Origin of the sequence: Streptomyces sp. NPDC050703 (assembly GCF_040654435.1) — a bacterium.
GTDB lineage: Bacteria > Actinomycetota > Actinomycetes > Streptomycetales > Streptomycetaceae > Streptomyces.
Genome location: NZ_JBFAHX010000051.1, coordinates 1 through 24163, shown reverse-complemented (window position 1 = coordinate 24163; position 24163 = coordinate 1). Strand labels below are relative to the sequence as shown.

At 72.3% G+C, this 24163-nt stretch carries 14 protein-coding genes; 9 read left to right on the top strand and 5 right to left on the bottom strand.

What is annotated here, in order from left to right; translation table 11 throughout:
- Positions 1-53: 53 nt before the first annotated feature.
- Positions 54-1451, bottom strand: a complete 1398-nt coding sequence (locus AB0I16_RS31335) for a sporulation protein (protein WP_363253027.1) — start codon at positions 1449-1451, stop codon at positions 54-56.
- Between the two features lie 320 nt (positions 1452-1771).
- On the opposite strand from AB0I16_RS31335, the gene asnB reads away from it, so the two are divergent.
- The 3 genes from asnB (at position 1772) to AB0I16_RS31320 (ending at position 5399) form a co-directional block, all read left to right on the top strand.
- Entirely contained in the window at positions 1772-3538 is a 1767-nt protein-coding gene (gene asnB / locus AB0I16_RS31330) for an asparagine synthase (glutamine-hydrolyzing) (RefSeq protein ID WP_363253026.1), read from the top strand.
- A gap of 28 nt (positions 3539-3566) precedes the next feature.
- Positions 3567-4007, top strand: coding sequence for an NUDIX domain-containing protein (locus AB0I16_RS31325; RefSeq protein ID WP_363253025.1), 441 nt, complete (start codon positions 3567-3569; stop codon positions 4005-4007).
- Between the two features lie 72 nt (positions 4008-4079).
- Positions 4080-5399 (top strand): UDP-glucose/GDP-mannose dehydrogenase family protein, encoded by a 1320-nt coding sequence (locus AB0I16_RS31320; RefSeq protein ID WP_363253024.1) that lies wholly within the window; start codon positions 4080-4082, stop codon positions 5397-5399.
- A gap of 128 nt (positions 5400-5527) precedes the next feature.
- On the opposite strand, the gene AB0I16_RS31315 is transcribed toward AB0I16_RS31320, so the two are convergent.
- The 3 genes from AB0I16_RS31315 to AB0I16_RS31305 form a co-directional block, all read right to left on the bottom strand.
- Positions 5528-6307 carry an ABC transporter permease gene (locus tag AB0I16_RS31315; protein ID WP_363253023.1) on the bottom strand — a complete coding sequence of 260 codons (780 nt, stop codon included), beginning with the start codon at positions 6305-6307 and terminating at the stop codon, positions 5528-5530.
- Entirely contained in the window at positions 6304-7266 is a 963-nt protein-coding gene (locus AB0I16_RS31310; RefSeq protein ID WP_363253022.1) for an ATP-binding cassette domain-containing protein, read from the bottom strand. Before AB0I16_RS31310 ends, AB0I16_RS31315 begins: the two co-directional genes overlap by 4 nt.
- 66 nt (positions 7267-7332) lie before the next feature.
- Entirely contained in the window at positions 7333-8004 is a 672-nt protein-coding gene (locus tag AB0I16_RS31305; protein WP_363253021.1) for a DUF4097 family beta strand repeat-containing protein, read from the bottom strand.
- 352 nt (positions 8005-8356) lie between these two features.
- On the opposite strand from AB0I16_RS31305, the gene AB0I16_RS31300 reads away from it, so the two are divergent.
- The 3 genes from AB0I16_RS31300 to AB0I16_RS31290 all read left to right on the top strand — a co-directional run bounded on the left by AB0I16_RS31300 (position 8357) and on the right by AB0I16_RS31290 (position 13592).
- Positions 8357-9094, top strand: coding sequence for a helix-turn-helix domain-containing protein (locus AB0I16_RS31300; RefSeq protein ID WP_363253020.1), 738 nt, complete (start codon positions 8357-8359; stop codon positions 9092-9094).
- A 461-nt stretch (positions 9095-9555) separates the two neighbouring features.
- Positions 9556-11634 carry a M4 family metallopeptidase gene (locus AB0I16_RS31295; RefSeq protein WP_363253019.1) on the top strand — a complete coding sequence of 693 codons (2079 nt, stop codon included), beginning with the start codon at positions 9556-9558 and terminating at the stop codon, positions 11632-11634.
- Between the two features lie 326 nt (positions 11635-11960).
- Positions 11961-13592, top strand: a complete 1632-nt coding sequence (locus tag AB0I16_RS31290; protein ID WP_363253018.1) for a M4 family metallopeptidase — start codon at positions 11961-11963, stop codon at positions 13590-13592.
- 78 nt (positions 13593-13670) lie between these two features.
- Here AB0I16_RS31290 and glgP read toward each other — a convergent pair whose 3' ends face one another.
- Entirely contained in the window at positions 13671-16319 is a 2649-nt protein-coding gene (gene glgP, locus AB0I16_RS31285; RefSeq protein ID WP_363253017.1) for an alpha-glucan family phosphorylase, read from the bottom strand.
- 233 nt (positions 16320-16552) lie between these two features.
- Here glgP and AB0I16_RS31280 point away from each other — a divergent pair, with 233 nt between their 5' ends.
- From AB0I16_RS31280 to AB0I16_RS31270, 3 genes are all read left to right on the top strand, one after another.
- Positions 16553-19111: a protein kinase gene (locus AB0I16_RS31280; RefSeq protein ID WP_363253016.1), complete on the top strand. Its 2559-nt coding sequence runs from the start codon at positions 16553-16555 to the stop codon at positions 19109-19111.
- Positions 19112-19182: 71 nt separating this feature from the next.
- Positions 19183-21492, top strand: a complete 2310-nt coding sequence (locus AB0I16_RS31275) for a protein kinase (RefSeq protein ID WP_363253015.1) — start codon at positions 19183-19185, stop codon at positions 21490-21492.
- Between the two features lie 498 nt (positions 21493-21990).
- On the top strand, positions 21991-24012 hold the full coding sequence (locus AB0I16_RS31270) for an alpha-1,4-glucan--maltose-1-phosphate maltosyltransferase (RefSeq protein WP_363253014.1): 2022 nt from the start codon (positions 21991-21993) through the stop codon (positions 24010-24012).
- Positions 24013-24163 lie beyond the last annotated feature (151 nt).

Here is a 24163-nt window from a genome sequence, read left to right as displayed (position 1 = left end):
AATCCCGACGCGCCGCTCGGCAGCGCTCACCCTCGGCATCCCGAGCCGGCCGGTCAGGCGGCGACGCCGAGCTCCTTGCGGGTCCGGTGGACGAACTCGCGCACGGCAGCCTCGCGCCGCCAGGGGGCGAGGGCCGCGTTGAACTCGCGGACGTAGTCCTTGGCCCGGCTCGACTGGACGCGGGCGAGGATGCCCACGCTGCGGTTGCCCAGTTCAAGGCCGTGGTCGAGGTCGCGGCCCTGGAGGTGGGCGGTCCCGACGATGGCCAGGCGCATGCCGACGGAGCGGGTGAACACTCCGGTCGGCATGGCGGTGGCCTGCTGGTTCCAGCCGAGGGCCGCCTTGGGGTTCCTCAGGTCACGGAAGACCTCGGCGGCGTCCGCGGACAAGCGGGCGTGGTGATAGAAGTCGATCCACGCGGGCTCGTCACCGCTGTCGTCCTTCGCCTGCCCGAGCAGGTCCTCGGAGGCCTTCAGGGCTCGTGCTGCCGCTCGGGGGTCGTTCTCCCGGGCATGGGCTCGGGCCTCGATCAGCTTGGTGAACGCCAGGACCCGGGGGACGGCCTGGCCCTTGGCCCGTTCGAAGGCGCCCTGGGCCATGTCCACGGCCTCGGACGCGAAGCCGCGCATCAGGGACTGCAGGGCCATCGTGGTCAGCACATAGCAGCCCAGCTGCGTGTCACCGCCGGCCCGGGCTAGGCGGAGGGCCTGGATGAAGTGCCGCTGAGCCACCTCGTGCTCACCGACGTCGAAGGCCGTCCACCCGGCGAGTCTCGACAACTCGGCGGTCACGCTGAAGAGTTCACGGCCGATCCCGTCGGAGAAGCTGCCCTGCAGCAGGGGCCCGGCGCGGTGGTCGAGGCAGGCGGTGACGGAGCTGGCCTTCCAGTTCCCACCGCCGTACTTGGAGTCCCAGCGCCTGGCGTCGTCGGCGGCCTCGCGCAGTTCATCGAGGTCGGCCCGCCCGACCTGCTGCCCGCCCCGGTGATCAGCAGTCTCATCGGCCGGAGTGACGAGCCAGCGGGTGACGGGGGTGGTGAAGGCGGAGGCGGCGAAGCCGGATCCGGTGCGGTTGAGGAAGTCGCGGCGGTTCACGGAGCTCCAGAACGTGGTGGCGACGCGGACGGCGTCGGCGGGGTCTCGCGCGAAATCCAACCCCACCGAGGCGTCGATTGTCTCCGCCGCGCCCATACCGATCTCGTCGAGGTCGACGGGACGGCCGAGCCGTTCACCGATGGCCTGCGCCAACAGCTTCGGGACCGGCCACCTCGGCGTCATTCCCCGTTTGCACCAGTTCGCCACGGATGTATGTGAGTAGTCGGTCTCCATCCCCGCCTGGCGGGCGAGCTGGTTGACGCGCAGAGCCAGGGACTTGTGGCTCGCGCCGCCGGCTTCGATGAGCCGGGACAGGTCCGCGTTGGGCGGACGAGTCCGGCGGGTGGGCGATGCCACGACTCTCCCTCTGCCAGTGACGAGACCACGCACGGCTCGAACAGATTGTTGAGTACGTATATCTGCACTCGGTGGCGCATGAGATCCGTACTCGACTGAGAACGATGAGCCGCACGTGTTCCGCGTGTTGGGTCACCGACGATATTCCTCCTCACCCGGCCGTGAACCGCGTTTGCGAGTTGTGAGCCCCCTTGCGAGCCCTCCCCGTGATCCGGCCGGGCGGCTGTGATGAAGACCCGGGCCGCCGCCGGAACCGGAACACATCTCCTTGCGGCGGCGACCACTGCCACGGCACCACCACACTTGGGGGCGAACCAGATATGTGCGGAATCGCAGGACTGGCCGGAGCCGACGCCGACCGGCACGTGGAGACCGTCGGCGCGATGGGCGCCACCCAGGCCCACCGCGGGCCGGACGGCACGATGCACGCCGCCGCGATGGACGGGCGGGCAGTGCTGGCCATGAACACGCTGCTGATCGTCGACCCACAGGCGATGCCCGGCCCCTACCTCGACCGCGGGACCGGCATCCTGCTGGCCTTCAACGGTGAGATCTACAACTACCGGCAGCAGGCCGCCGCCTGGGGGATCTTTCTCGGACACCGTGAGTCGGACGCGCACTTCGTGCTGCGGGCCTGGGCCAAGCTCGGTCCGGCCTGTCTCGACGGACTGGACGGCATGTTCGCCATGGCGGTCTACGATCCGCAGGCCGGGAAACTGTCCCTCGCGCGGGACCGGCTCGGGGAGAAACCGCTCTACTGGCGTCTGGACGGCGGCCGGCTCGCGTTCGCGAGCGAGGTCACCACCCTCACCGGCTACGGTCCGGCCCCGCTGGTGCTGCGGCCGGAGGTACTGGCGATCGAGACGCCGGTCGGTGTCGACACCCCCTTCCAGGGCATCCAGCTGCTGGCTCCCGCCACTCTGTTGTCCTTCGACATCGCCACTGGCTCCCTCGACCAGCGCACCTACTGGAGCTTGGCCGGCCTGCAGCCATTCACCGGCACCTACAGCGAGGCCCTGGCCGAGTTTTCGGTCGTGCTGGCCGAGCAGGTCCCGCTGAGGGCTCCGGCCTGTGACTTCGCGCTCCTGCTCTCCGGAGGGCTGGACTCCTCGGTGCTGGCCTACCTGCTGCGGCCGCCGGTCTGCGTCACCGTCCGCTACCCGGGCCAGGACCGCCTCGACGAGTCGAAGATCGCGGCCCGGATCGCCGCCGACATCGGCGCCGAGCTCGTGGTGGTCGAGCCGGACCCGACCGACTTCACCGAGGCGCTGCCGCACATGATGTCCGCGCTGGACTACCCGATGGGCAACGCTTCCACGTTCTCCGAGTACATGGCTTACCGGGAGATCGCCGAGAGAGGCCTGAAGGTCGTGGTCGGCGGCCTGGGACCGGACGAGTTCCTCATGGGCTACGTCCGTCACTCCCTGGTCCTCTTCGGCCCCGACGCGGTCCTGGCCGCCGGGATGGACGCCTACAAGCCGCTGGCCGCGAAGCTCCTGCACGCCGCCGGGCGGGAGCTCGACCCGGCCGAGGCGGTCACCAGGCTCGTCCTGCGCGGCCCCGACCCCGACCGGCGGATCCGCGATCTGATCGCCACCGCCACGGAGAGGGCGGGGGACGACCTTGCCCGCGGCCTCACCCTGGCCGACCTGGCCACCGCCTGGAGGCCCCTGGTGATGACCAGTGACAAGCTCGCCTCCGCCCACGCCCTCGAACGCCGGTCCCCCTTTCTGGCCCGGGAGTTGGTCGAGCTGTCCTACCGGTTGCCCGCCGATCACAAGATCGAGCACCCGGCAGAGGGCAAGCGGATTCTGCGGGACGCCGCGAAGGCCCTCGGCCTGCCGAGGGAGGTCTGGGGAAGCCGGGACAAGCTCGGCTTCGCCTCCCCGGTCCCATCCTGGCTGAACGGCGAGCTCGCCGACTGGGCCGACACACAGATCAACACCGCCCTGGCCGAGGCCCCGGCCACGCTGCGGCCTCTGGTGGAGGGCGGACTCGCGCCCTGCGGACGGTTCGACCGCACCCGCATGCAGGCCCTCATGACGGCCGCCTGGTTCTACGGCCGGACGGTGAAGGCTGCCGCATGACGACCTTTCACCTCATTACGGTGTCGGGATGCACCTGGACACCTCCGCCGACAGCCCGGCCACCGCCCGCGGCGCGGTTGCGATCATCACCAACCGCCGCGGCGAACTCCTCCTCCATCTCCGCGACGACCTGCCCGGCGTAATCGCCTGGTCGAACCACTGGTCCGTCCTGGGCGGCGGCTGCGACCCCGGCGAAGCCCCGGCCACCGCGATCGCCCGAGAACTCGACGAGGAAGCCGGCCTGACCGACATCGCCGATCTCACCGAGCTGTTCGACATCCGTGACGAGCACGGTTCCGGCCAGCTGATCACGTTCTTCTCCGCCTTCTGGGACGGCGACGAGACGCAGCTACCTCTCGCCGAAGGCGTCAAGCTCCAGTTTTTCGCCCCCGAGGACCTTGTACTCCGCACGATCCCGCCGTTCATCCGGGACGGGATCAACCGCTACCTCGCCGGCCGGCGCGCCTGACCACCCCGCTCTCACGGACGAGGGGAGGTGGGTCGACCGCCGGCGGTCCCGCCTCGCAAAGGAACCCCGCTCATGAAGCTCACCGTGATCGGCTGCGGCTACCTCGGCGCTACCCACGCCGCCTGCATGGCCGAACTCGGCCACGAGGTCCTCGGCATGGACAGCGACATGGACAAGGTCGTGACCCTCAACTCGGGCAAGGCCCCGTTCCACGAACGTGACCTGGACGGCCTCCTCGCCGAGCACACAGGCTCGGGACGGCTGAGGTTCACCGCCTCGTACGCCGAAGCCGCCGCCTTCACCGACTTGCACTTCATCGGGGTGGGCACGCCACAGCGGTCCGGCGAGCATGCCTACGATCTCAGCTACCTGTTCACCGCCGCCCGCCACCTCGCACCCCGTATCAAGGGTCCTGCCGTCGTCGCGGTGAAGTCGACCGTTCCCGTCGGCACCGCACCTCGCGTCCGCGACCTCCTCCGCGAGTTCGCCCCCGCCGGGGATGCGATCGAGGTCGCCTGGAACCCGGAGTTCCTGCGCGAGTCCTTCGCCGTGGAGGACACCCTGCGCCCGGACCGGCTCGTCCTCGGCTTCGACGCCGAGCACTCCTGGGCCGAGGCCGTACTGCGGCAGTGCTTCGAGAAGATCATCGAGTCCGGGACGCCGACGATCGTCACCGACTGGGCGACCGCCGAGCTCGCCAAGGTGTCCGCGAACGCCTTCCTCGCCACGAAGATCTCCTTCATCAACGCCGTCGCCGAGGTCTGCGAAGCCTCCGGCGCCGACGTCACCACGCTCGCCGACATCCTCGGTCACGACGCCCGGATCGGCCGCCGCGGCATGCGGCCCGGACTCGGCTTCGGCGGCGGCTGCCTGCCCAAGGACATCCGTGGCTTCATGGCCCGCGCCGGCGAACTCGGCGTCGACCAGGCCCTGACGATCCTCCGTGAGGTCGACTCGATCAACAACCGGCGCCGCGAGCGCATGGTCGACCTCGCCCGCCGGCAGCTCGACGGCGGCCTCGTCGGGAAGCGCGTCACCGTCTGGGGCGCCGCCTTCAAACCCGACACCGACGACGTCCGCGACTCGCCCGCTCTCGCCGTCGCCCAGAAGCTCCACGAACTCGGTGCCACGGTCACCGTCACCGACCCCCAGGCGATCGACAACGCACGCAAGACGCACCCCGAACTCGACTACATCGACGATCCCATCGCCGCTGTCCAGGACACCGACCTGCTGCTGCATCTGACCGAGTGGCCGCAGTTCTCCCACGTCGACCCGCACCGGCTCGCCTCCCTCGCGGCAAGCCCGAAGGTCATCGACGGTCGCGGCACCCTCAACACCGAGACCTGGCGCGAGGCCGGCTGGACCGTCCGATCGCTGGGCCGTCCCTGACAGCCGCGGTGCCAGACTCAGCTGCGGGCCCCCGGTCAGCGAGCGGTCCGCGTCCGTACGGCGAGAGGCCCGGCCGGACCGCCGTGGTGGCGGTTCCGGCCGGGCCTCTGGCTTCGGCGCCCACTCCGTCACTTCTGGTCGGCGTCGAACCTGGCGGCCGACCAGACGTAGCCGAGCACCGCGAGTCCGACGCACCAGGCGACGGCGATCCAGCCGTTGGCGCCGATCTCGCTGCCGAGGAGCAGGCCGCGCAGGGTCTCGATGGCGGGGGTGAAGGGCTGGTACTCCGCGATCGGCTGGAACCAGCCCGGCATGGAGTGCAGCGGCACGAAGGCGCTGGAGAAGAGGGGCAGCAGGATCAGCGGCATGGCGTTGTTGCTCGCCGCCTCGGCGTTGGGGCTGACCAGGCCCATGCCGACGGCGATCCAGGTGAGCGCCGTGGCGAAGAGGACGAGCAGCCCGAAGGCGGCGAGCCACTCCAGGGCGGTGGCGTCCGCGGAGCGGAAGCCGATGGCCAGGCCGACGGCCCCGACGAGGACGACGCTGGCGATGGCCTGGAGCACGCTGCCGACGACGTGCCCGATGAGCACCGAGGCCCGGTGGATGGCCATGGTGCGGAAGCGGGCGATGATGCCCTCGCTCATGTCGCCGGAGACGGAGACGGCGGTGCCGACGGTGGTGGAGCCGATGGTCATCAGCAGGATGCCGGGGACGATGTAGGAGACGTACGCGTCGCGGCCCGCGCCCCCGCTCATCGCGTCCCCGAAGATGTAGACGAAGAGCAGGAGCAGCATGATCGGGGTGAGCAGCAGGTTCAGCGTGAGGGAGGGGTAGCGCCGGGCGTGCAGGAGGTTGCGGCGCAGCATCGTGGTGGAGTCGCGGACGGCGAGGGAGAGGGAGCTGCTCATCGGACGGTCTCCTTGGCGGGGCGGGGGACGGCGGTCTTGTCGGTGAGGGCGAAGAAGACGTCGTCGAGGTCGGGGGTGTGGACGGTGAGTTCGTCGGCCTCGACGCCGACGGCGTCCAGGTGGTCGAGGATGGAGCGCAGTTCGCGCTGGGTGCCGTCGCTGGGCAGTTGCAGGGCCAGGGCCTCGTCGTCGCGGGACGCCTCGGTCAGGGCGCCGGCGGCGGACCGGTAGGCGGCCGGATCGCTGAACCGCAGTCGTACGTGCCCGCCGGGGATGAGCCGCTTGAGCTCGTCGGCGGTGCCCTCGGCGGCGATCCTGCCGTCGTTCAGGACGGCGATGCGGTCGGCCAGTTCGTCGGCCTCCGCCAGGTACTGCGTGGTGAGGAAGACGGTGACCCCGCTGGTGACCAGCTCGCGGATGATGCCCCACATGTTGTGCCGGGAGCGGGGGTCGAGGCCGGTGGTGGGCTCGTCGAGGAAGATGATGCGCGGGCCGCCGACCAGGGTCATGGCGATGTCCAGGCGGCGCTTCATGCCGCCGGAGTAGGTGGACGCCGGCTTCTTGGCGGCGTCGACCAGGTCGAAGCGCTCCAGGAGTTCGGCGGCGACCCGCCGCCCCTCGCGCCTGGGCAGGTGGTGCAGGTCGGCCATGAGGAGCATGTTCTCCTCGCCGGTGATCAGGCCGTCGACGGCGGAGAACTGGCCGGTGACGCCGATCGCGGCGCGTACGGCCTGGGGGTCGGTGGCGAGGTCGTGACCGCCGATTACGATCCGGCCGGACCCCTCGTCGGCGGGGACGAGCGTGGAGAGGATCTTGACGGCGGTGGTCTTGCCCGCGCCGTTCGGGCCGAGCAGGGAGAAGATCGTCCCCTCGGGGACGGTCACGTCGACACCGTCGAGGACGGTCTTGTCCCCGTACGACTTGCGCAGCCCGTGCGCCGCGATGGCCAGGTCGGTCATGAGGAGAGCTCCTTCTAACGCTGTGGTGGGGTGCGGAGGGCCGCGGGTCGAGGGGGGTGGCGGGGTTCAGAGGCTGCGGGCGGTGATGTCGCCGTACGAGGTGGTGGCCTTGATGGTCAGGGCGGCATCGGCGCCGTCGGTGTTCATCAGCGCGTTGTCGATGCGGCCGTGACCGGTGCCGGCGTCCAGGGCGGCGGAGACCCCGCGGGCGGCGCCGACGGTGATGTCGCCGTGCTGGGTGCTGAGCGTGAGGGTGCCGCGCACGGCCTCGGTGACGGTCACGTCGCCCTGCTGGGTGCTGATCTCGCCGGGCCCGTTGAGCCGGCCGACCGTGATGCGGGCGTCGAGTCCGCTGATGCGGGCGCCGGCGGCCTCGTCGAGCTTGACCGGTCCCGAGCCGCCCTCGAAGGACACGTCGCCGAGCCGTCCCACACCGCGGAACTCCGCGGCGGCGGCCTTCGCCTCGACGTGGGAGCCGGCCGGGAGCTGGACGGTGACCTCGACGGACCCCCGCGTGCCGAGGAGCCGGTTCCTCTCACCCGGGGCCTGGATGCGCAGGACACCGTCGGTGCAGGTGACCTCGGTCTGTTCGGCCGCCTTCACGTCGCGGCTCCTGGCGGGGTCGGCGGGCCGGACCTCGACCGTGGTGTCGGCACGGTCGGCGGCGATGAACTGGATGCGGCCCGCGGCGATGTCCAGGACGGCGGAGACGGGGGCGGCGGTGGCGAACTTCTGCATGGCGTGCTCCTCGGGTTCGGCGTTTCGTCGGTACTTCGACGGCGCTTCGTCAGTTGCTTTGTCAGTCGCTTCTTCAGTCGCTTCGTCGGCTCGTCAGTCGCTTCGTCGGTCGCTTCGGCCGTTGTTTCGTCCGTCGTTTCCGATGACGCAAACGCTACGTTGCATTTACAGGCGCGGCAACAGTCATGTTGCATAAGAAGTGCCAACTCGCAGTTCAGAGCTGCTATTTCATTGCAACGGCCTGACGCTTAACGCAACAGTGAGCCAGGCGTTCATTGCAATGGGCTGACGGTGAACGCTATGCTGAGGGTCCCGACGGAGGGTCCCGACGGAGCACCAAGGAGAGATCGCGATGCCAGGCGGCAGGCTCACCCAGCAGGAACGTCAGCAGATCGCGCTCGGCCTGGCCGACGGCCTGGCCTACGCGGAGATCGCGAGGCGCCTGGACCGCCCGACCTCCACGGTCACGCGGGAGGTGATGCGCAACGGCGGCCCCACCTCCTACCGCGCCGACCTCGCCCACCGCGCCACCGAGCACCGCGCCCACCGGCGCCGGCAGGCGTCGCCCGACGGGCGGGCGGACGCCTCGTCGCGGCCCCACGGACGCGACACCCAGGCCGTGCGCGACTACGAGGAGGTCCTGACCACGGTCATGATGGCTTCCGGCATGCCCAGGATGACGGCCAGGGTGATGACCTGCCTCACCCTCACCGACTCGGGCAGCCTCACCGCGTCCGAACTCGTCCAGCACCTCCGGGTCAGCCCGGCGTCCGTCTCCAAGGCGATCACGTTCCTCGACGAGCAGGGCCTCGTCCGCCGGGAGCGGACCGAGGGCCGCCGCGAGCGCTACGCCGTGGACGACGACGTCTGGTACCAGTCGATGCTGGTCAGCATCCGGTCCCTGACCCAGGTCGTCGAGACCGCACGGCAGGGCGTCTCCATCCTCGGCTCCGGCTCACCGGCCGCCACCCGCCTGGAGAACGTCGCCCGCTTCCTCGACTACGTCTCCGAGAGCATGCTCCGCGCCACGGAGCAGGCCCGCGCCATCCTCCACACGAAGCCCCTGCCGGAGGCGGACACCACCGCCTGAAGCGCTCCTCTTCGGCCGCACCGGCGAAAAACAGCCACGCCGCACACGCGCGTGCGGCGGCCGAAGCCGTGCGCGAGCCCCCGAACGTCCGCTCAACGCCGGTCGCGGGCCAGCCCGCCGCGCCGCTCCGCATACCGAACGTGCCCCACCGGCCAACGAACTGATTCCGGCCAACTCTTGATGCGGCCCTGACAGAACTGTGGCTCTGGTGCCACTCTTCCCCTCGACCGCCGCACGAGATTCAACAAGGCGACGGTTTCTCTTCACGCACCACACACGCACCGCCACTAGCTCCACCACCAGCTCCACGCCTGGCTGCGCCTCTGGCAGCACCCCGGCAACACCTCGCAACGCCCTTTACGCACCGCCCAGTTCTGCGTACCGCCTTGCTCTGCCCGGACGGCGACCCAACCGCCCGGTAGCTCTGGCCGCGCATCCCCGCGGCCGCGCAGAAGGAGTCCGTGTTGAGAAGCACCTCCCACAGACCCACCTCCCACAGCAGCCGTTCGGTCCGCACCCGTGCGACCGCCGTCGGCGCCCTCTCCGCAGTCGCCGCACTCCTCGCCGTGGCCGTCCAGGCGGGCCCCGCCTCGGCGGACGGCCCGGCGGCCAGGACCGCCCCCGCGGCGGCCCAGAAGCTCGGCAAGGTCGACCCCGGCGCCCTGGCCGTCAAGCTCTCCCCAGCCCAGCGCGCCGAGCTGATCCGCGACGCCAACGCCACCAAGGCGGAGACCGCCGAGGACCTGAAGCTCGGGGCCAAGGAGAAGCTGGTCGTCCGCGACGTCGCCAAGGACCGCGACGGCACCGTCCACACCCGCTACGAGCGCACCTACGACGGCCTGCCCGTCCTCGGCGGCGACATGGTGGTGGACACCGCGAGGAGCGGCAAGACCGAGGGCGTCACCAAAGCGGTGAAGGCGCAGCTCAAGGGTGTCGACACGAGTGCCGGCATCAAGGCGTCGACGGCCGAGAAGCAGGCGCTGGGCGCCGCGAAGGCCGAGGGCTCCAAGAAGACGGACGCGGACCGCGCGCCGCGCAAGGTGGTCTGGCTGGCCGAGGGCAAGCCGGTCCTCGCGTACGAGACCGTGGTCGGCGGGCTCCAGCACGACGGCACGCCGAACGAGCTGCACGTCATCACGGACGCCGCCACCGGCAAGAAGCTCTTCCAGTGGCAGGGCATCGAGAACGGCACCGGCAACACGCAGTACAGCGGCCAGGTCACCCTGGGCACGGCCCAGTCGGGGTCGAACTACACCCTCACCGACACCGGCCGCGGCAACCACAAGACGTACAACCTGAACCGCGGCACGTCCGGCACCGGCACCCTCTTCACGGGAGCCGACGACGTGTGGGGCAACGGCCTGCCCTCCAACCTGGAGACCGCGGGCGCCGACGCCCACTACGGCGCCGCGCTGACCTGGGACTACTACAAGAACGTGCACGGCCGCTCCGGTATCCGCGGTGACGGCGTCGGCGCGTACTCCCGGGTGCACTACGGCAACAACTACGTCAACGCCTTCTGGTCCGACGCCTGCTTCTGCATGACGTACGGCGACGGCTCGGGCAACTCCAAGCCGCTGACGTCCATCGACGTGGCCGCCCACGAGATGACGCACGGCGTGACGGCCGCGACCGGCAACATGACCTACAGCGGTGAGTCCGGCGGCCTGAACGAGGCCACCTCCGACATCTTCGCCGCCGCGGTCGAGTTCAACGCCAACAACGCCCAGGACAAGGGCGACTACCTCGTCGGCGAGAAGATCGACATCAACGGCGACGGCACCCCGCTGCGCTACATGGACAAGCCCTCCAAGGACGGCGGGTCCAAGGACTCCTGGTACTCCGGCATCGGCAGCATCGACGTGCACTACTCGTCCGGTGTCGCCAACCACTTCTACTACCTGCTGAGCGAGGGCAGCGGCAAGAAGGAGATCAACGGCGTCCAGTACGACTCGCCGACCTCCGACGGCCTGCCCGTGACCGGCATCGGCAGGGACAAGGCGTCGCTGATCTGGTTCAAGGCGCTCACCACGAAGTTCACGACCACGACCAACTACGCGGCGGCCCGCACCGGGACGCTCGCCGTGGCCGGTGAGCTGTACGGCACCACCAGCGCCGAGTACAAGGCCGTCGCCCACGCCTGGGCCGCCGTGAACGTCGGCGCCCGCCCCGGCGGTGAGGAGCCCGGCGGCAAGACCTTCGAGAACACCGCGGACGTCAACATCCCGGACGCCGGCGCCGCGGTCACCTCGGCGGTCGACGTCACGGGCGTCACCGGCAACGCGCCGAGCACCCTCAAGGTCGGCGTCGACATCGTGCACACCTGGCGCGGTGACCTCCAGGTCGACCTGGTGGCCCCCGACGGGACGGTCTACCCGCTGAAGGCCACCAGCAGCTCGGACTCCGCCGACAACGTCAAGGAGACCTACACGGTCAACGCCTCGTCCGAGGTGGCCAACGGCAACTGGAAGCTGAAGGTGCAGGACAAGGCGCGGCAGGACACGGGATACATCAACAGCTTCAAGCTGACCTTCCCGTAAGCCGCACCAGCAGGTGAGCACCACCGCGTGAGGACACGCCGCCGCCCCGGGTGAACAACTCCCCGGGGCGGCGCGCGTGTTCCGGAGCCGTCGGCCGCCGGCCGCCGCGTTCACCCGGTGTTCGCACTGCGTATGTCGACCACCGCTCAACGGACGATTTCCGGCCAAGCTCCCTCCGAGTAATGACATGTACCTGTCCCGAATGAAACTCTTTCCGGGCACCACAGGCACCGCACGCACCACAGGTACACACGCACCACCGCACCGCGTCTTTCCTGCCCGGGCAGTCCCCAACACGTCCCGGGCCCCCCACAGAAGGAGCCTGCGTGACCCCCCACATATCCCGTAAGCGTTCGACCCTGGCCATCGCCACCGCTGTCGCCGCGGGAGCACTGCTCACCGCCGGGCTGACCACCGGTGCCTCCGCCGAGCCCGCCGAGGACGCCGTGCCGTCCGGGGCGCCCGTCAGCCTCTCGGCCCCGTCGCGCGCCGGCCTCCTGAAGGACGCGAACGCCGGCAAGGCGGCCACCGCCGACGAGATCGGCCTCGGTGCCGAGGAGAAGCTGGTCGTCCGCGACGTCGTCAAGGACGCCGACGGCACCGTCCACACCCGCTACGAGCGCACCTACGACGGCCTGCCGGTCCTCGGCGGCGACCTCGTCGTGCACACCGCCGCGAGCGGCAGGGTCAAGGGCGTCACCAAGGCCACGAAGGCCACCGTGAAGGTCGCCTCCACGGACGCGAAGCTCGGCAAGTCCGCCGTCGCCGAGTCCGCCGAGTCGACCGCGGCCGAGGCCAGGACCGCCGAGGCCGACGCGCAGTCGCCGCGCAAGGTGATCTGGGCCGCCTCGGGCAAGCCCGTCCTCGCGTACGAAACCGTCGTCACCGGTGTCCAGAAGGACGGCACGCCCAGCAGACTGCACGTCATCACCGACGCCGCGACCGGCGACAAGCTGTACCAGTACCAGGCCATCGAGAACGGCACCGGCAACAGCCAGTACAGCGGCAAGGTCGAAGTCGGCTCCAAGAAGGGCGCGAGCGGCTTCGAGCTGACCGACGCCGAGCGCGGCGGCCACAGCACCTTCGACCTGAACCACGCCCAGGGCGGCGAGGGCAAGCTCGTCACGGACGACGACGACACGTGGGGCACCGGGAAGCCGGACGACGCGCAGACCGCCGCCGTCGACGCCGCCTACGGCGCGCAGCTCACCTGGGACTACTACAAGTCCGTGCACGGCCGCAGCGGCATCAACGGCGACGGCAAGGGCGCGACCTCGCGCGTCCACTACGGCACCGGCTACGTCAACGCCTTCTGGGACGACAGCTGCTTCTGCATGACGTACGGCGACGGCGAGGGCGACAAGAAGCCCCTGACCACGCTGGACGTCGCGGCCCACGAGATGACGCACGGCGTCACCTCGGCGACCGGCAACATGGAGTACAGCGGTGAGTCCGGCGGCCTGAACGAGGCCACCTCCGACATCTTCGCCGCCGCGGTCGAGTTCGACGCCGACAACGCCGAGGACGTCGGCGACTACCTCATCGGCGAGAAGGTCGACATCAACGGCGACGGCACCCCGCTGCGCTACATGGACAAGCCCTCCAAGGACGGCTCGTCCCTGGACAGCTGGAGCGAGGACGCGGGCAACGTCGACGTCCACTACTCCTCGGGCATCGCCAACCACTTCTTCTACCTGCTGTCCGAGGGCAGCGGCAAGAAGGAGATCAACGGCGTCCAGTACGACTCCCCGACCGCCGACGGCTCCCGGGTCGAGGGCATCGGCCGCGACAAGGCGGAGAAGATCTGGTTCAAGGCCCTGACGGCGTACTTCACGTCGACGACGGACTACAAGGCGGCCCGCGAGGGCTCCCTGAGCGCCGCGAAGGACCTCTACGGCGCGGACTCCGCCGAGTACAAGGGCGTGGACGCGGCCTGGGCCGCGGTCAACGTCAAGTAGCGGTACGGCACGGCTCCCGGTTCCCGCACCCCGGCCGGGGGTGCGGGGAACCGCGCGTTCGGCCCGCCCGCGGCCGGCTCACCGCAACAGGACCCCCGCGCCCTCCCCGGCCCCCTCGGAGGGCACCGCCACGAGCCCCAGCTCGGCCCCACTGGCCAGCAGCCGGTGGGCGGGCAGAATCCGCACGGTGTACCCGAAGGGCCCCGTGCGGTCCAGCGCCAGGGGGCCCTCGTAGACCCGGCGGCCCTCGACGTCGGGGCCGCTCGCGGGCTTGAGCGGCACCGCGGAGGCGTCGCCGATGTGGTCCTCGGGGTCGACGCGACCCGCGATGGCCTGCACCTCCACGTCGTCCGGCGTCAGCTCCCCGAGGTGGACCCGCACCCGCAGCGTCAGCGTGGCCCCCAGCTCGGCCGTGGCCCCGGTGGCCGACGCCTCCACGTGGTCGACGGCCACCCGCGGCCACGCGGCGCGGACCCGGCCCTTCCAGGCGGCCAGCTCCCCCGCGGACGCGACGTCGAGCGCGCGGTGCGCCCGCGCGGCGGGGACGTACAGCTTCTCCACGTACTCGCGGACCATGCGCCCCGCGAGGACCTTCGGGCCGAGCCGCGTCAGCGTCCTGCGGACCATCTCGATCCAGCGGTCGGGCAGGCCGCCGGGGCCCTGCTCGTAGAAGCGGGGGGCGATGCGCCGCTCCAGGAGGTCGTAGAGCGCGGCGGCCTCCAGGTCGTCGCGGCGGTCGTCGTCGATTGCGGCGCCGTCCGCGGTGGGGATGGCCCAGCCGAAGTCGGGCTCGAACCACTCGTCCCACCAGCCGTCGCGCACGGAGAGGTTCAGGCAGCCGTTGAGCGCCGCCTTCATGCCGGAGGTCCCGCAGGCCTCCAGCGGGCGCAGCGGATTGTTCAGCCACACGTCGCAGCCGGGGTAGAGCTTCTGCGCCATGGCCATGCCGTAGTCGGGCAGGAAGACGATGCGGTGGCGCACCCGCGGGTCGTCGGTGAACCGCACCAGCTCCTGGATGAGCCGCTTGCCGCCGTCGTCGGCGGGGTGGGCCTTGCCCGCGACGACGATCTGCACGGGCCGCTCGGAGTGGCGCAGCAGCCTCATCAGCCGGTCGCGGTCGCGCAGCATGAGCGTGAGCCTCTTGTACGAGGGGACGCGGCGCGCGAAGCCGATGGTGAGGACGTCGGGGTGGAGCACCTCGTCGATCCAGCCCAGCTCGGCGCCGGCCGCCCCGCGCTGGCGCCAGGAGTCGTAGAGGCGGCGCCTGACCTCGTCCACGAGCTGCCCGCGCAGGGTGCGGCGCAGCTCCCAGATGTCGGAGTCCGCGATGTCGGCGACCGCGTCCCAGCGGTCGGAGCCGCCCACCGACAGGGCGTCCTCGGTGCGCCGCTCGCCGATCTGCCGGGCGCCGAGCCTGAAGACCTCGGGGGCGACCCAGGTCGGGGCGTGCACGCCGTTGGTGACGGAGGTGATCGGGATCTCCTCGGCGTCGAAGCCGGGCCAGAGCCCGGCGAACATGCCCCGGCTGACCGAGCCGTGCAGGGTGCTCACGCCGTTGGCGCGGCTGCCGAGGCGCAGCCCCATCACGGCCATGTTGAAGAGGTTGGGCTCACCGCCCGGGTAGGTCTCCATGCCGAGCCGCAGGACGGCGCCCACGTCGATGCCGGGCAGCTCGCCGCCGGGCCCGAAGTGGCGGGCGACCAGCTCGCGGTCGAAGCGGTCGATACCGGCGGGGACGGGGGTGTGGGTGGTGAAGACGGTCCCGGCCCGCACCGCTTCGAGCGCCGCGTCGAAGTCGACGTCGGCGGCGATCATCTCGTGGATGCGTTCGAGCCCGAGGAACCCGGCGTGCCCCTCGTTGGTGTGGAAGACCTCGGGCGCCGGGTGCCCGGTCAGCCGGCAGAAGCTCCGCACGGCGCGCACGCCGCCGATGCCGAGCAGCATCTCCTGGAGCAGCCGGTGCTCGCTGCCGCCGCCGTAGAGCCGGTCGGTGACGTCGCGCTCGCCGGGGTCGTTCTCCTCGACGTCGGAGTCGAGCAGGAGGAGCGGTACGCGGCCGACCCGGGCGTGCCAGACGTGGGCGAGCATCGCGCGCCCGCCGGGCAGGGCGAGCGCCACCTTGGCGGGGGTGCCGTCGGCCTCGCGGAGCAGGGAGAGGGGCAGCTCGTTCGGGTCGAGCACGGGGTAGTGCTCCTGCTGCCAGGCGTCGCGGGACAGCGACTGGCGGAAGTAGCCGTGCCGGTAGAGCAGCCCGACCCCGATGAGCGGCACCCCGAGGTCGCTCGCGGCCTTGAGGTGGTCCCCGGCGAGGATGCCGAGGCCGCCCGAGTACTGCGGCAGGGCGGCCGTGATGCCGAACTCCGGCGAGAAGTACGCCACCGCGCGCGGCAGTTCGGTGCCCGTACGCTCCGGGTCGTCGGGGGCGCGGCCCTGCTCCTGGTACCAGCGGTCCCCGGTGACGTACTCATGGAGGTCGTCGGCGGCCTCGTCGAGCCGCCGCAGGAAGTCCTCGTCCCCGGCCAGCTCGGCGAGGCGCGCGGAGGGGACGCCGCCGAGCAGCCGCACGGGGTCGCAGCCGGCGGCCCGCCACCGCTCCGGGTCGACGGACTCGAAGAGGTCACGGGTGCGCGGATGCCAGGACCAGCGCAGATTGCGGGCCAGCTCGGTCAGCCGGCCGAGGGGTTCGGGAAGGACGGGACGTACGGTGAATCGTCGGATTGCCTTCACGGTCTCCACCTTCGCGGGGATTCGCCTGGATGCGGCACGTATTTACCTCCGCGAGTCGAAGGTAGCGGCGGTCGGCGGTCCCCCACCACGGCGCGCGCACGGGGCGCGCGGCGTTTCCCGGGCCGTGACGCGGCTCCGGAGGGCTTCCTTTCCCCGTTGTAATCTGCAAGCTCTCTACGTGGCACAGGAATTGGCAGCGGTGACAGCCGGGGGGCGTGCGGATGATCGGCCAGTTGCGTGAGGCTTCGCCCAAGCGGGTGGGTCCTTACGACACCGTGGGGCGGCTGGGGGCCGGCGGCATGGGCGAGGTCTTCCTCGCGACGCCGGACTCCGCCTCCCCCGGGCACTACGAACCGGACGCCCTCGTCGCCGTGAAGGTGATCCGCCGCGACATCGCGGGCGACCCCGCCTTCCGGGCCCGGTTCCGGCGCGAGATATCCGTGGCGGCCTCGGTGCGCAGCCCGTACGTCGCGCGCCTCGTCGGCGGTGACGCCGAGGCCGCGGAGCCGTGGCTCGCCACCGAGTACGTCGCGGGGCCGAACCTCGCGCAGGCCGTGCGGGCGCACGGGCCGCTGCCCGCGGACGCCGTCGCCGCGCTCGGCGCCGGGCTCGCCGAGGCCCTGGCGGCCGTGCACGCGGCGGGGGCGCTGCACCGTGACCTGAAGCCGGCGAACGTGCTGCTCGGCGCCGAGGGGCCCCAGCTCATCGACTTCGGTGTGGCGCGCGCCCTCGGCGCGACCACGATGACCTCGACGGGTCTGCTCGTGGGCACCCCCGGCTTCATGTCCCCCGAGCACGTGGCGGGCGGCCGGCACGTGGTGGCCGCCTCGGACGTGTTCTGCCTGGCCTCGGTCCTCGCGTACGCCGCCTCCGGCGGCGACCCCTTCGGGGACGGCCCGGTGGCCGCCGTCCTGTACCGCGTGTCGCGCGCCGAGGCCCGCCTTGACGACGTGCCCGCGGAGCTGCGGGAGGTCCTTGCCGCCTGTCTGGTGCCCGAGCCCGGCGACCGCCCTGCCCCGCGGGAGGTCGCGGCCCGGCTCACCGCCCTGCGGGGCGGCACGGAGTCCCCCGGCTGGCCCTCCGCCGTGGTCGCCGCCATCGAGGAGATCCACCGCGACACGCTGCGGTTGTGCGCCGCGGGCCGGCCCCTGCTGCCGCTCCCCGAGCCCCCGCGGGCGACCGCGCCCACCCCGACGCAGACCCCCACGCAGACCCCCACGTGGACGCCGACGCGGGCACCGGCCGCCTCGGCCGTGCACGGCCTGCCCACGATGGGCGCGGCGCCGCCCGCCGCCCCCGCGCCGTCCCGCTCCCGGCGCCGCGCCCTCGCGGTGATCGTCGCGGTGGCCGTGGCGGGAGGCGGCGTCGGGGCGCTGCTCGCGCTGCGGGGCTCCGGCGGGGGCGAGGGGGGCGGCGGCTCCGGCGGCTCCGCCGGCCCCGGCGTCGCTCAGCGACCGCCCGGTGTCTCGGCGGCGGAACTCGTCGCCACGGCGGGCGTCGACGCGACGGGCACGCGGGACAGGAGCGGTTCCGTCCCGCAGTACGAGGAGCAGCGCCCCAAGGGCTGGAAGCCCTGGCGCGCCAGGTTCCGCCACGCGCCGATGAACTGCGCGGCCGACACGAAGGCCGTCGTCTGCCTCCTCACCGACGGCACCTACGAGGCGCTCAGCGCCTCCGACGGCCACCGTCTGTGGGTCTCCGACGGCCGCTCGGACGCCGACCGCGGCGCGCGTCAGGACGCGTTCGTCGGCCCGTCCGGCTCCCTCTTCGTCCCGGGGGACACGGTCGAGCCGCAGGTCCGCGGCGGTACGACCGTCGTCGGGTACCGGGGAGGCGCCCAGTTGCGCGACTCCGCTTCCGGCCGGGTGCGCTGGACGGCGAAGCCGTCGCCCGGGCACGTCATCACCTCCGTGCTGCTCACCGATGACCGGCTCGTCGTCAGCGAGGAGGGCGCCCCGGACGCGGCCACCGGAGAGACACCGGACGGCGCGCGGCTGCGGGCGTACACGCGCGGCGGCCGGCAAGTGTGGCGGGAACAGCTCAGCGGCGACACCCTCGCCATGGTCGAGAAGGGCCACTACCGGGCGGAACTGGCCCACGACGGACTCGTCTACGCCCAGTCGAAGGACGGCGTCATCGCGCTCGACGCCCGGCGCGGCGGCCGGGTGGGCGGCGCCTACGGCAAGCGGCAGTGCCTCTCCCTGAAGGCGGTCGGCGGCAAGATCCTCTGCGCCCAGCCGCTCGGCGACACCAGCGACCTGTCCGACCCCACGGAGGACCCGCAGACCCGGGTGGTCCGGCTCGACCCGCGCACGCTGGCCCCGGGGAAGGCGTTCGGCTTCAGGTCCCCGCCGGTCGGCGACGACGGCTTCGGGGGCAGCGACCTGGTCGTGAGCGCCGTCGGGAAGCGGGCGGCGCTCGCGTACGACATGACGGGCAAGCGGCTCGTGGTCGCCGACCCGGGCAGCGGCGAGGTGCTGCGCCGGGAGCGCATCGCGATCACCCCGTACAGCATCCGGCATCCGGCGCCCTCGGGACCGCTGCTCGTCGGCGGACGCGCGCTGTACGCCGACAACTCCGCGCTGCTCTCCGTCCCGCTCACCGCGGCGGGCGAGACCCGCAGGGCCCCGGTGCCGGGCGCCCCCGGCGACCGCGAGCCGAAGAAGTCCGCGGACGGCGGCCTCGTCATCGCCGACACCCCGAAGCACCCGTGGCTGCTGCCGCTCGGCGGGGTCGCGACGGTCGTGTACGACCAGGGCACGGTGGTCTCCCTGAAGCTCCCCTCCCCCTGAGGGCCCGCGCCACCGCCCCCCGCCTGCCCCGGCACCGCCGTGCTCCCGCGTCCACAACTCCAGGAGGACCCTTGCTCGACCCGCTGTCCGGGCCGCCCCGGCACGTCGGCCCGTACCGGCTGCTCGCCACCATCGGCGCGGGCGGCATGGGCGAGGTGTACCTGGCGCGCGGGCACCGGCCCGGCGCGCCCCTGGTCGCGGTGAAGACCGTCCGCCCCGACCTGGACATCGACCGCGACTTCCGCGTCCGGTTCCGCCGGGAGATCGCCGCGGCCCGCGCGGTCTCCGGGGCGGGCACGGCGGCGCTCCTCGACGGCGACGCGGACGCCGCGGTGCCGTGGCTGGTGACGGAGTACGTCGCCGGGCCCTCCCTCGCCGAGACGGTGCACCGGTGCGGCCCCCTGCCGGTGGCGACGGTGCGCGCCCTCGGTGCCGCTCTCGCCCGCGCGCTGGCGGCGGTGCACGCGGCCCATGTGCTGCACCGCGACTTCAAGCCGGGCAACGTGCTCCTCACCCCCGACGGGCCGAAGCTGATCGACTTCGGCATCGCGCAGGCCTTCGACGCGACGGCGCTGACGGCGGCGGGCATGATCGTGGGCACCCCGGGCTTCATGGCACCCGAGCAGATCGAGGGCAGCCACGCGGTGGTGCCCGCGTCCGACGTCTTCGCGCTCGGCGCGGTGCTCGGGTACGCGGTCTCGGGGCGCGGCCCGTTCGACGACCAGGAACTGGCCTCGGTCGTCTTCCGCATCTCGCGGGGCGACGCGGACCTGTCGGCCGTACCGGACGAGCTGCGCGAGGTGGTCGCCGCCTGCCTGAGCCCCGCGCCCGGCGACCGCCCCACCGCGGCGCACCTCGCCGATCTGCTGCTGCCCGGCGGCACCGCGGCCTCCGGCGTCCCCTGGCCCGCCCCGGTCCTCTCGCTCTTCGCCGAGCACCGCGAGGCGGTGGCGCGCTGCGAACGGGCGGTGGCCGCCGACTCCTTCGCCGCCGCGCCCACCGCCGCTCCCCCGGCCGCGGCGCCCGTCCCCCCACCGCCCGCCACCCCACCGCCCGTGGCGCGCCGCCGCCGGCCGTGGATCGTCGCGGCGGCGGCGGTGGCCGCCGCGGTCACGGTGGCGGCGGTGCTGCTGCCCGAGGGCGGCGACGCACGGGCCGGCGGCGGGGGCGGCACCGCGGGCGAGGCGTCGAAGAGCCCCGGCGGCGCGGGCCCCGAGGGAGCCACCGGGATCGTCACGCAGTACGGCAACGCGGGCCGTACGGGCGAGTTCGGCGCCGGGAAGAGCGCGGCCGGCCGGCCCGCGGGGTGGCGGCCGTGGACCGTGCGGCGCCCCGGGAGCATGGACGACAGGGGCTACGGCTGCGTCCTCGCGGCGTCGCTCCTGGTCTGCCGCGACGGCAAGGGCTCCGCGACGGCCCTGGACGCGGCCACCGGCAAGCGGCGCTGGACCTCCCCCGGCTTCCGCGTCGGCCCCGACGGCCTCCAGGGCATCCAGGCCCTGCCGCCCGAGAGCGACGGCACCCGCGTCTACGTGCCGAGCGAGCGCGGCACCATCGCGGTCGACCTGGCGTCGGGCGCCGAACGCTGGCGCGAGCCGATGCCGCGGGGCACGGCGGTGATGGGGCTGACGTACGCCGAGGGGGCCGTCTACACCGCGGAGTTCGGCTTCTCGGACGAGGCTACGGGGGCGGGCGACGCCCGGGTGCGCGCCCGCCGCGCCGCCGACGGCCGTGAGCTGTGGCGTTCGCCGAGGCTGCCGGGCAAGGTCGTGGACGCGACGCTCGCCAGGGGCGGCCTGCTGTACGCCTCGCTGGAGGGCGGCGGCCTCGTGGCGCTCTCCACGAAGGACGGCACGGTCGCACGGAAGGCCCCCGGCCGGTCCTGCCAGGGGCTCCAGGCGTACCGCTCCTCGCTCCTCTGCTGGGCGCACGGCGCGGCGGGCGTACGGGAACTCGACCCCGGCACCCTGAAGCCGCGCCGCACGCTGGCGCCCGCCGACCGGCCGGTGCTGCCGCCCGTGGTCGGTGACGCGGGCGTCCTGGTCGTCACCACCGCCGCCCCGGACGCGGACGCCCCCGTCACGCACCACATGAGCGCCTACGACTGGCGCACCGGCAGACGCCTGTGGCGCTACGGCGCCCCGCAGGACACGAGGGCCGTGGGGCTCGCGGGCAAGCGGGTGCTGGCCGTCGGGACGTACGAGATGTGGGGCAGGAGCACCGCCGACGACCTCGACTCCTACCGCAGGAAGGACATCCCGCGGCCGGAGGGCGGCGACGGGTTCGACACCGCGTCGCCGTTCGGCGCCCCCCTGTACGCGGGCGGTGCCCTGTTCTCGGCCACCCAGGACGGCAGGATTCTGTCGGGGTACGCGCCCTGACGGGCGGAGAGCGGGTTTCCGCCATACCTCGGGCGGCGCCCCGGCGGCCGGACTGAGTGGATCAGTTCGGCCGGGTCCGGCGGTCCCGCGCCGCTTCCGGGGCGCTGGGCCGTCCCGGGCACCCCCGCCCGGCACCCCGCGCCGTACTGCCGCGCGGGGGCGGGCAGGGGCGCCGAGCTGCGGCCCCCGCCCGCGTCCGGCGCTTCCCCGGGCCGTCCCGCCTCCCGGAGCATATGCAAATGGCCCGTACCAAAAGGTGCAGTTCTCGCCCCACCAAACAGTGCATTTTCGGACCAGCCGCGCCATTAACGGCGAGGCCGGTCTTGCAGGGGCCGTTACGCACTAGTAGTTAACAAAGCGCCGGATTGTTCACCCGAAGAGTGTGGGAAGGCTCCTCCGGTACGCACTCCGGCACACTCTCCGGCTCCCATCGGCCGGCAGCACCGCGGTACCTCTCCCCACCCCCGTATCCGTGCACGCGGACAGGAGCGGTCAGACATGCCCTCAGGCTCAACCCCGCACCCCACCATTCCCGTCCTGGACGTCCGGCCCGCCGTGCACTGCGGCCGAAAACCGGTGAAGGCCGTTCCGGGAGAAACGTTCCAGGTGAGCGCGACGGTCTTCCGCGAAGGCCATGAAGCGGTCGCGGCCGACGTCGTCCTGCGCGATCCAGAGGGGCGCGTGGGGCCATGGACGCCGATGCGCGAACTGGCCCCCGGCACCGACCGGTGGGGCGCGGACGTCACCCCCGGCCGCGAGGGCCGCTGGACGTACGCCGTGGAGGCGTGGGGCGACCCCATGACGACCTGGCGGCACCACGCGGGGATCAAGATACCGGCGGGCATCGACACCGAGCTGGTCCTCGAAGAGGGCGCCCGCCTCCACGAGCGCGCGGCCGACGGCGTGCCCGCCGCCGCACGGCCGGCCGTCCTCGCGGCCGCCGAGGCCCTGCGCGACACCGGACGCTCGCCCGCCGCCCGCCTCGCCGCGGCCCTCACCCCCGAGGTGAACGCGGTCCTCACCCGTCACCCGTTGCGCGAACTCGTCACGTCGTCACCGGAGTTCCCGCTGCTCGTGGAGCGGACCCGGGCCCTCTTCGGCTCCTGGTACGAGTTCTTCCCGCGCTCGGAGGGCGCGGTGGTCCGCGAGGGGGCCGCGCCGGTCTCCGGGACGTTCCGCACGGCCGCCGAGCGGCTGCCGGCCATCGCGGACATGGGCTTCGACGTGGTGTACCTGCCACCGGTCCACCCGATCGGCAGCACACACCGCAAGGGCCCGAACAACTCCCTCTCCCCCGGCCCCCACGACGTCGGCGTGCCGTGGGCGATCGGCTCCCCGGCGGGTGGCCACGACGCCGTCCACCCCGACCTCGGCACGCTCGACGACTTCGACGCCTTCGTGCGCAGGGCGGACGGCCTCGGCCTTGAGGTCGCCCTGGACTTCGCGCTCCAGTGCTCGCCGGACCACCCGTGGGTGGAGGAGCACCCGGAGTGGTTCCACCGCCGGGCGGACGGCTCCGTCGCGTACGCCGAGAACCCGCCGAAGAAGTACCAGGACATCTACCCGATCGCCTTCGGCCGGGACATGCCGGGGCTGATCGCGGAGACCGAGCGGCTGCTGCGGTTCTGGATGGGCCACGGGGTACGGATCTTCCGCGTCGACAACCCGCACACCAAGCCCGTGGTGTTCTGGGAGGAGGTGATCGCCCGGATCAACGGCACCGACCCCGACGTCATCTTCCTCGCCGAGGCCTTCACCCGCCCCGCCATGCTGCAGACCCTCGCCGCCGTCGGATTCCAGCAGTCGTACACCTACTTCACCTGGCGCAACACCAAGGACGAACTCACCGCCTACCTGACCGAGCTGTCACGCGACACCGCGCACTTCCTGCGCCCGAACCTCTTCGTGAACACCCCCGACATCCTCCACGCCTACCTCCAGGAAGGCGGGCGTCCCGCCTTCGAGACGCGCGCCGTGCTCGCCGCCACGCTCTCACCGACGTGGGGCGTCTACAGCGGATTCGAGCTGTGCGAGAACACGGCCGTACGGCCCGGCAGCGAGGAGTATGAGAACTCCGAGAAGTACCAGCTGCGCCCGAGGGACTGGGCGGGGGCCGCCCGAAGAGGCGAGACCATCGCCCCCCTCATCACCGCTCTCAACCGGATACGCCGCGCCAATGCCGCCCTGCGGCGACTGCGCGGCCTGCACTTCCACCCCACCGACAAGGAAGCGGTGATCGCCTACTCGAAGTCCGCCGCCGACGCGCACGGTTCGAACACGGTTCTGGTGGTCGTCAACCTCGACCCCCACCACACCCAGGAGGCAACGGTCTCGTTGGACATGCCGGAACTCGGCCTCGACCGGCACGAGACCGTGCCGGTGCGCGACGAGCTCACCGGTGAGACCTACCACTGGGGCAGGGCCAACTATGTGCGCCTGGAGCCGGGCCGCGCGCCCGCGCACATCTTGCGCGTCCTGCGACCGTCCTCACCGTTGATCGGAGGGTCACCCACACCATGATCTTCAATGAGCCCGTCCAGGACACGTTCGAGGACACGCCGAGCAAGGACCGCGATCCCGACTGGTTCAAGCGCGCGGTGTTCTACGAGGTCCTCGTCCGCTCCTTCCAGGACAGCAACGGCGACGGCATCGGTGACCTGAAGGGCATCAC

Bases quoted from the DNA above. Each gene is read 5' to 3' on its own strand.
- asnB (WP_363253026.1), top strand. From the start codon at position 1,772: ATGTGCGGAATCGCAGGACTGGCCGGAGCCGACGCCGACCGGCACGTG.
- AB0I16_RS31325 (WP_363253025.1), top strand. From the start codon at position 3,567: ATGCACCTGGACACCTCCGCCGACAGCCCGGCCACCGCCCGCGGCGCG.
- AB0I16_RS31320 (WP_363253024.1), top strand. From the start codon at position 4,080: ATGAAGCTCACCGTGATCGGCTGCGGCTACCTCGGCGCTACCCACGCC.
- AB0I16_RS31315 (WP_363253023.1), bottom strand. From the start codon at position 6,307: ATGAGCAGCTCCCTCTCCCTCGCCGTCCGCGACTCCACCACGATGCTG.
- AB0I16_RS31310 (WP_363253022.1), bottom strand. From the start codon at position 7,266: ATGACCGACCTGGCCATCGCGGCGCACGGGCTGCGCAAGTCGTACGGG.
- AB0I16_RS31305 (WP_363253021.1), bottom strand. From the start codon at position 8,004: ATGCAGAAGTTCGCCACCGCCGCCCCCGTCTCCGCCGTCCTGGACATC.
- AB0I16_RS31300 (WP_363253020.1), top strand. From the start codon at position 8,357: ATGCCAGGCGGCAGGCTCACCCAGCAGGAACGTCAGCAGATCGCGCTC.
- AB0I16_RS31270 (WP_363253014.1), top strand. From the start codon at position 21,991: ATGCCCTCAGGCTCAACCCCGCACCCCACCATTCCCGTCCTGGACGTC.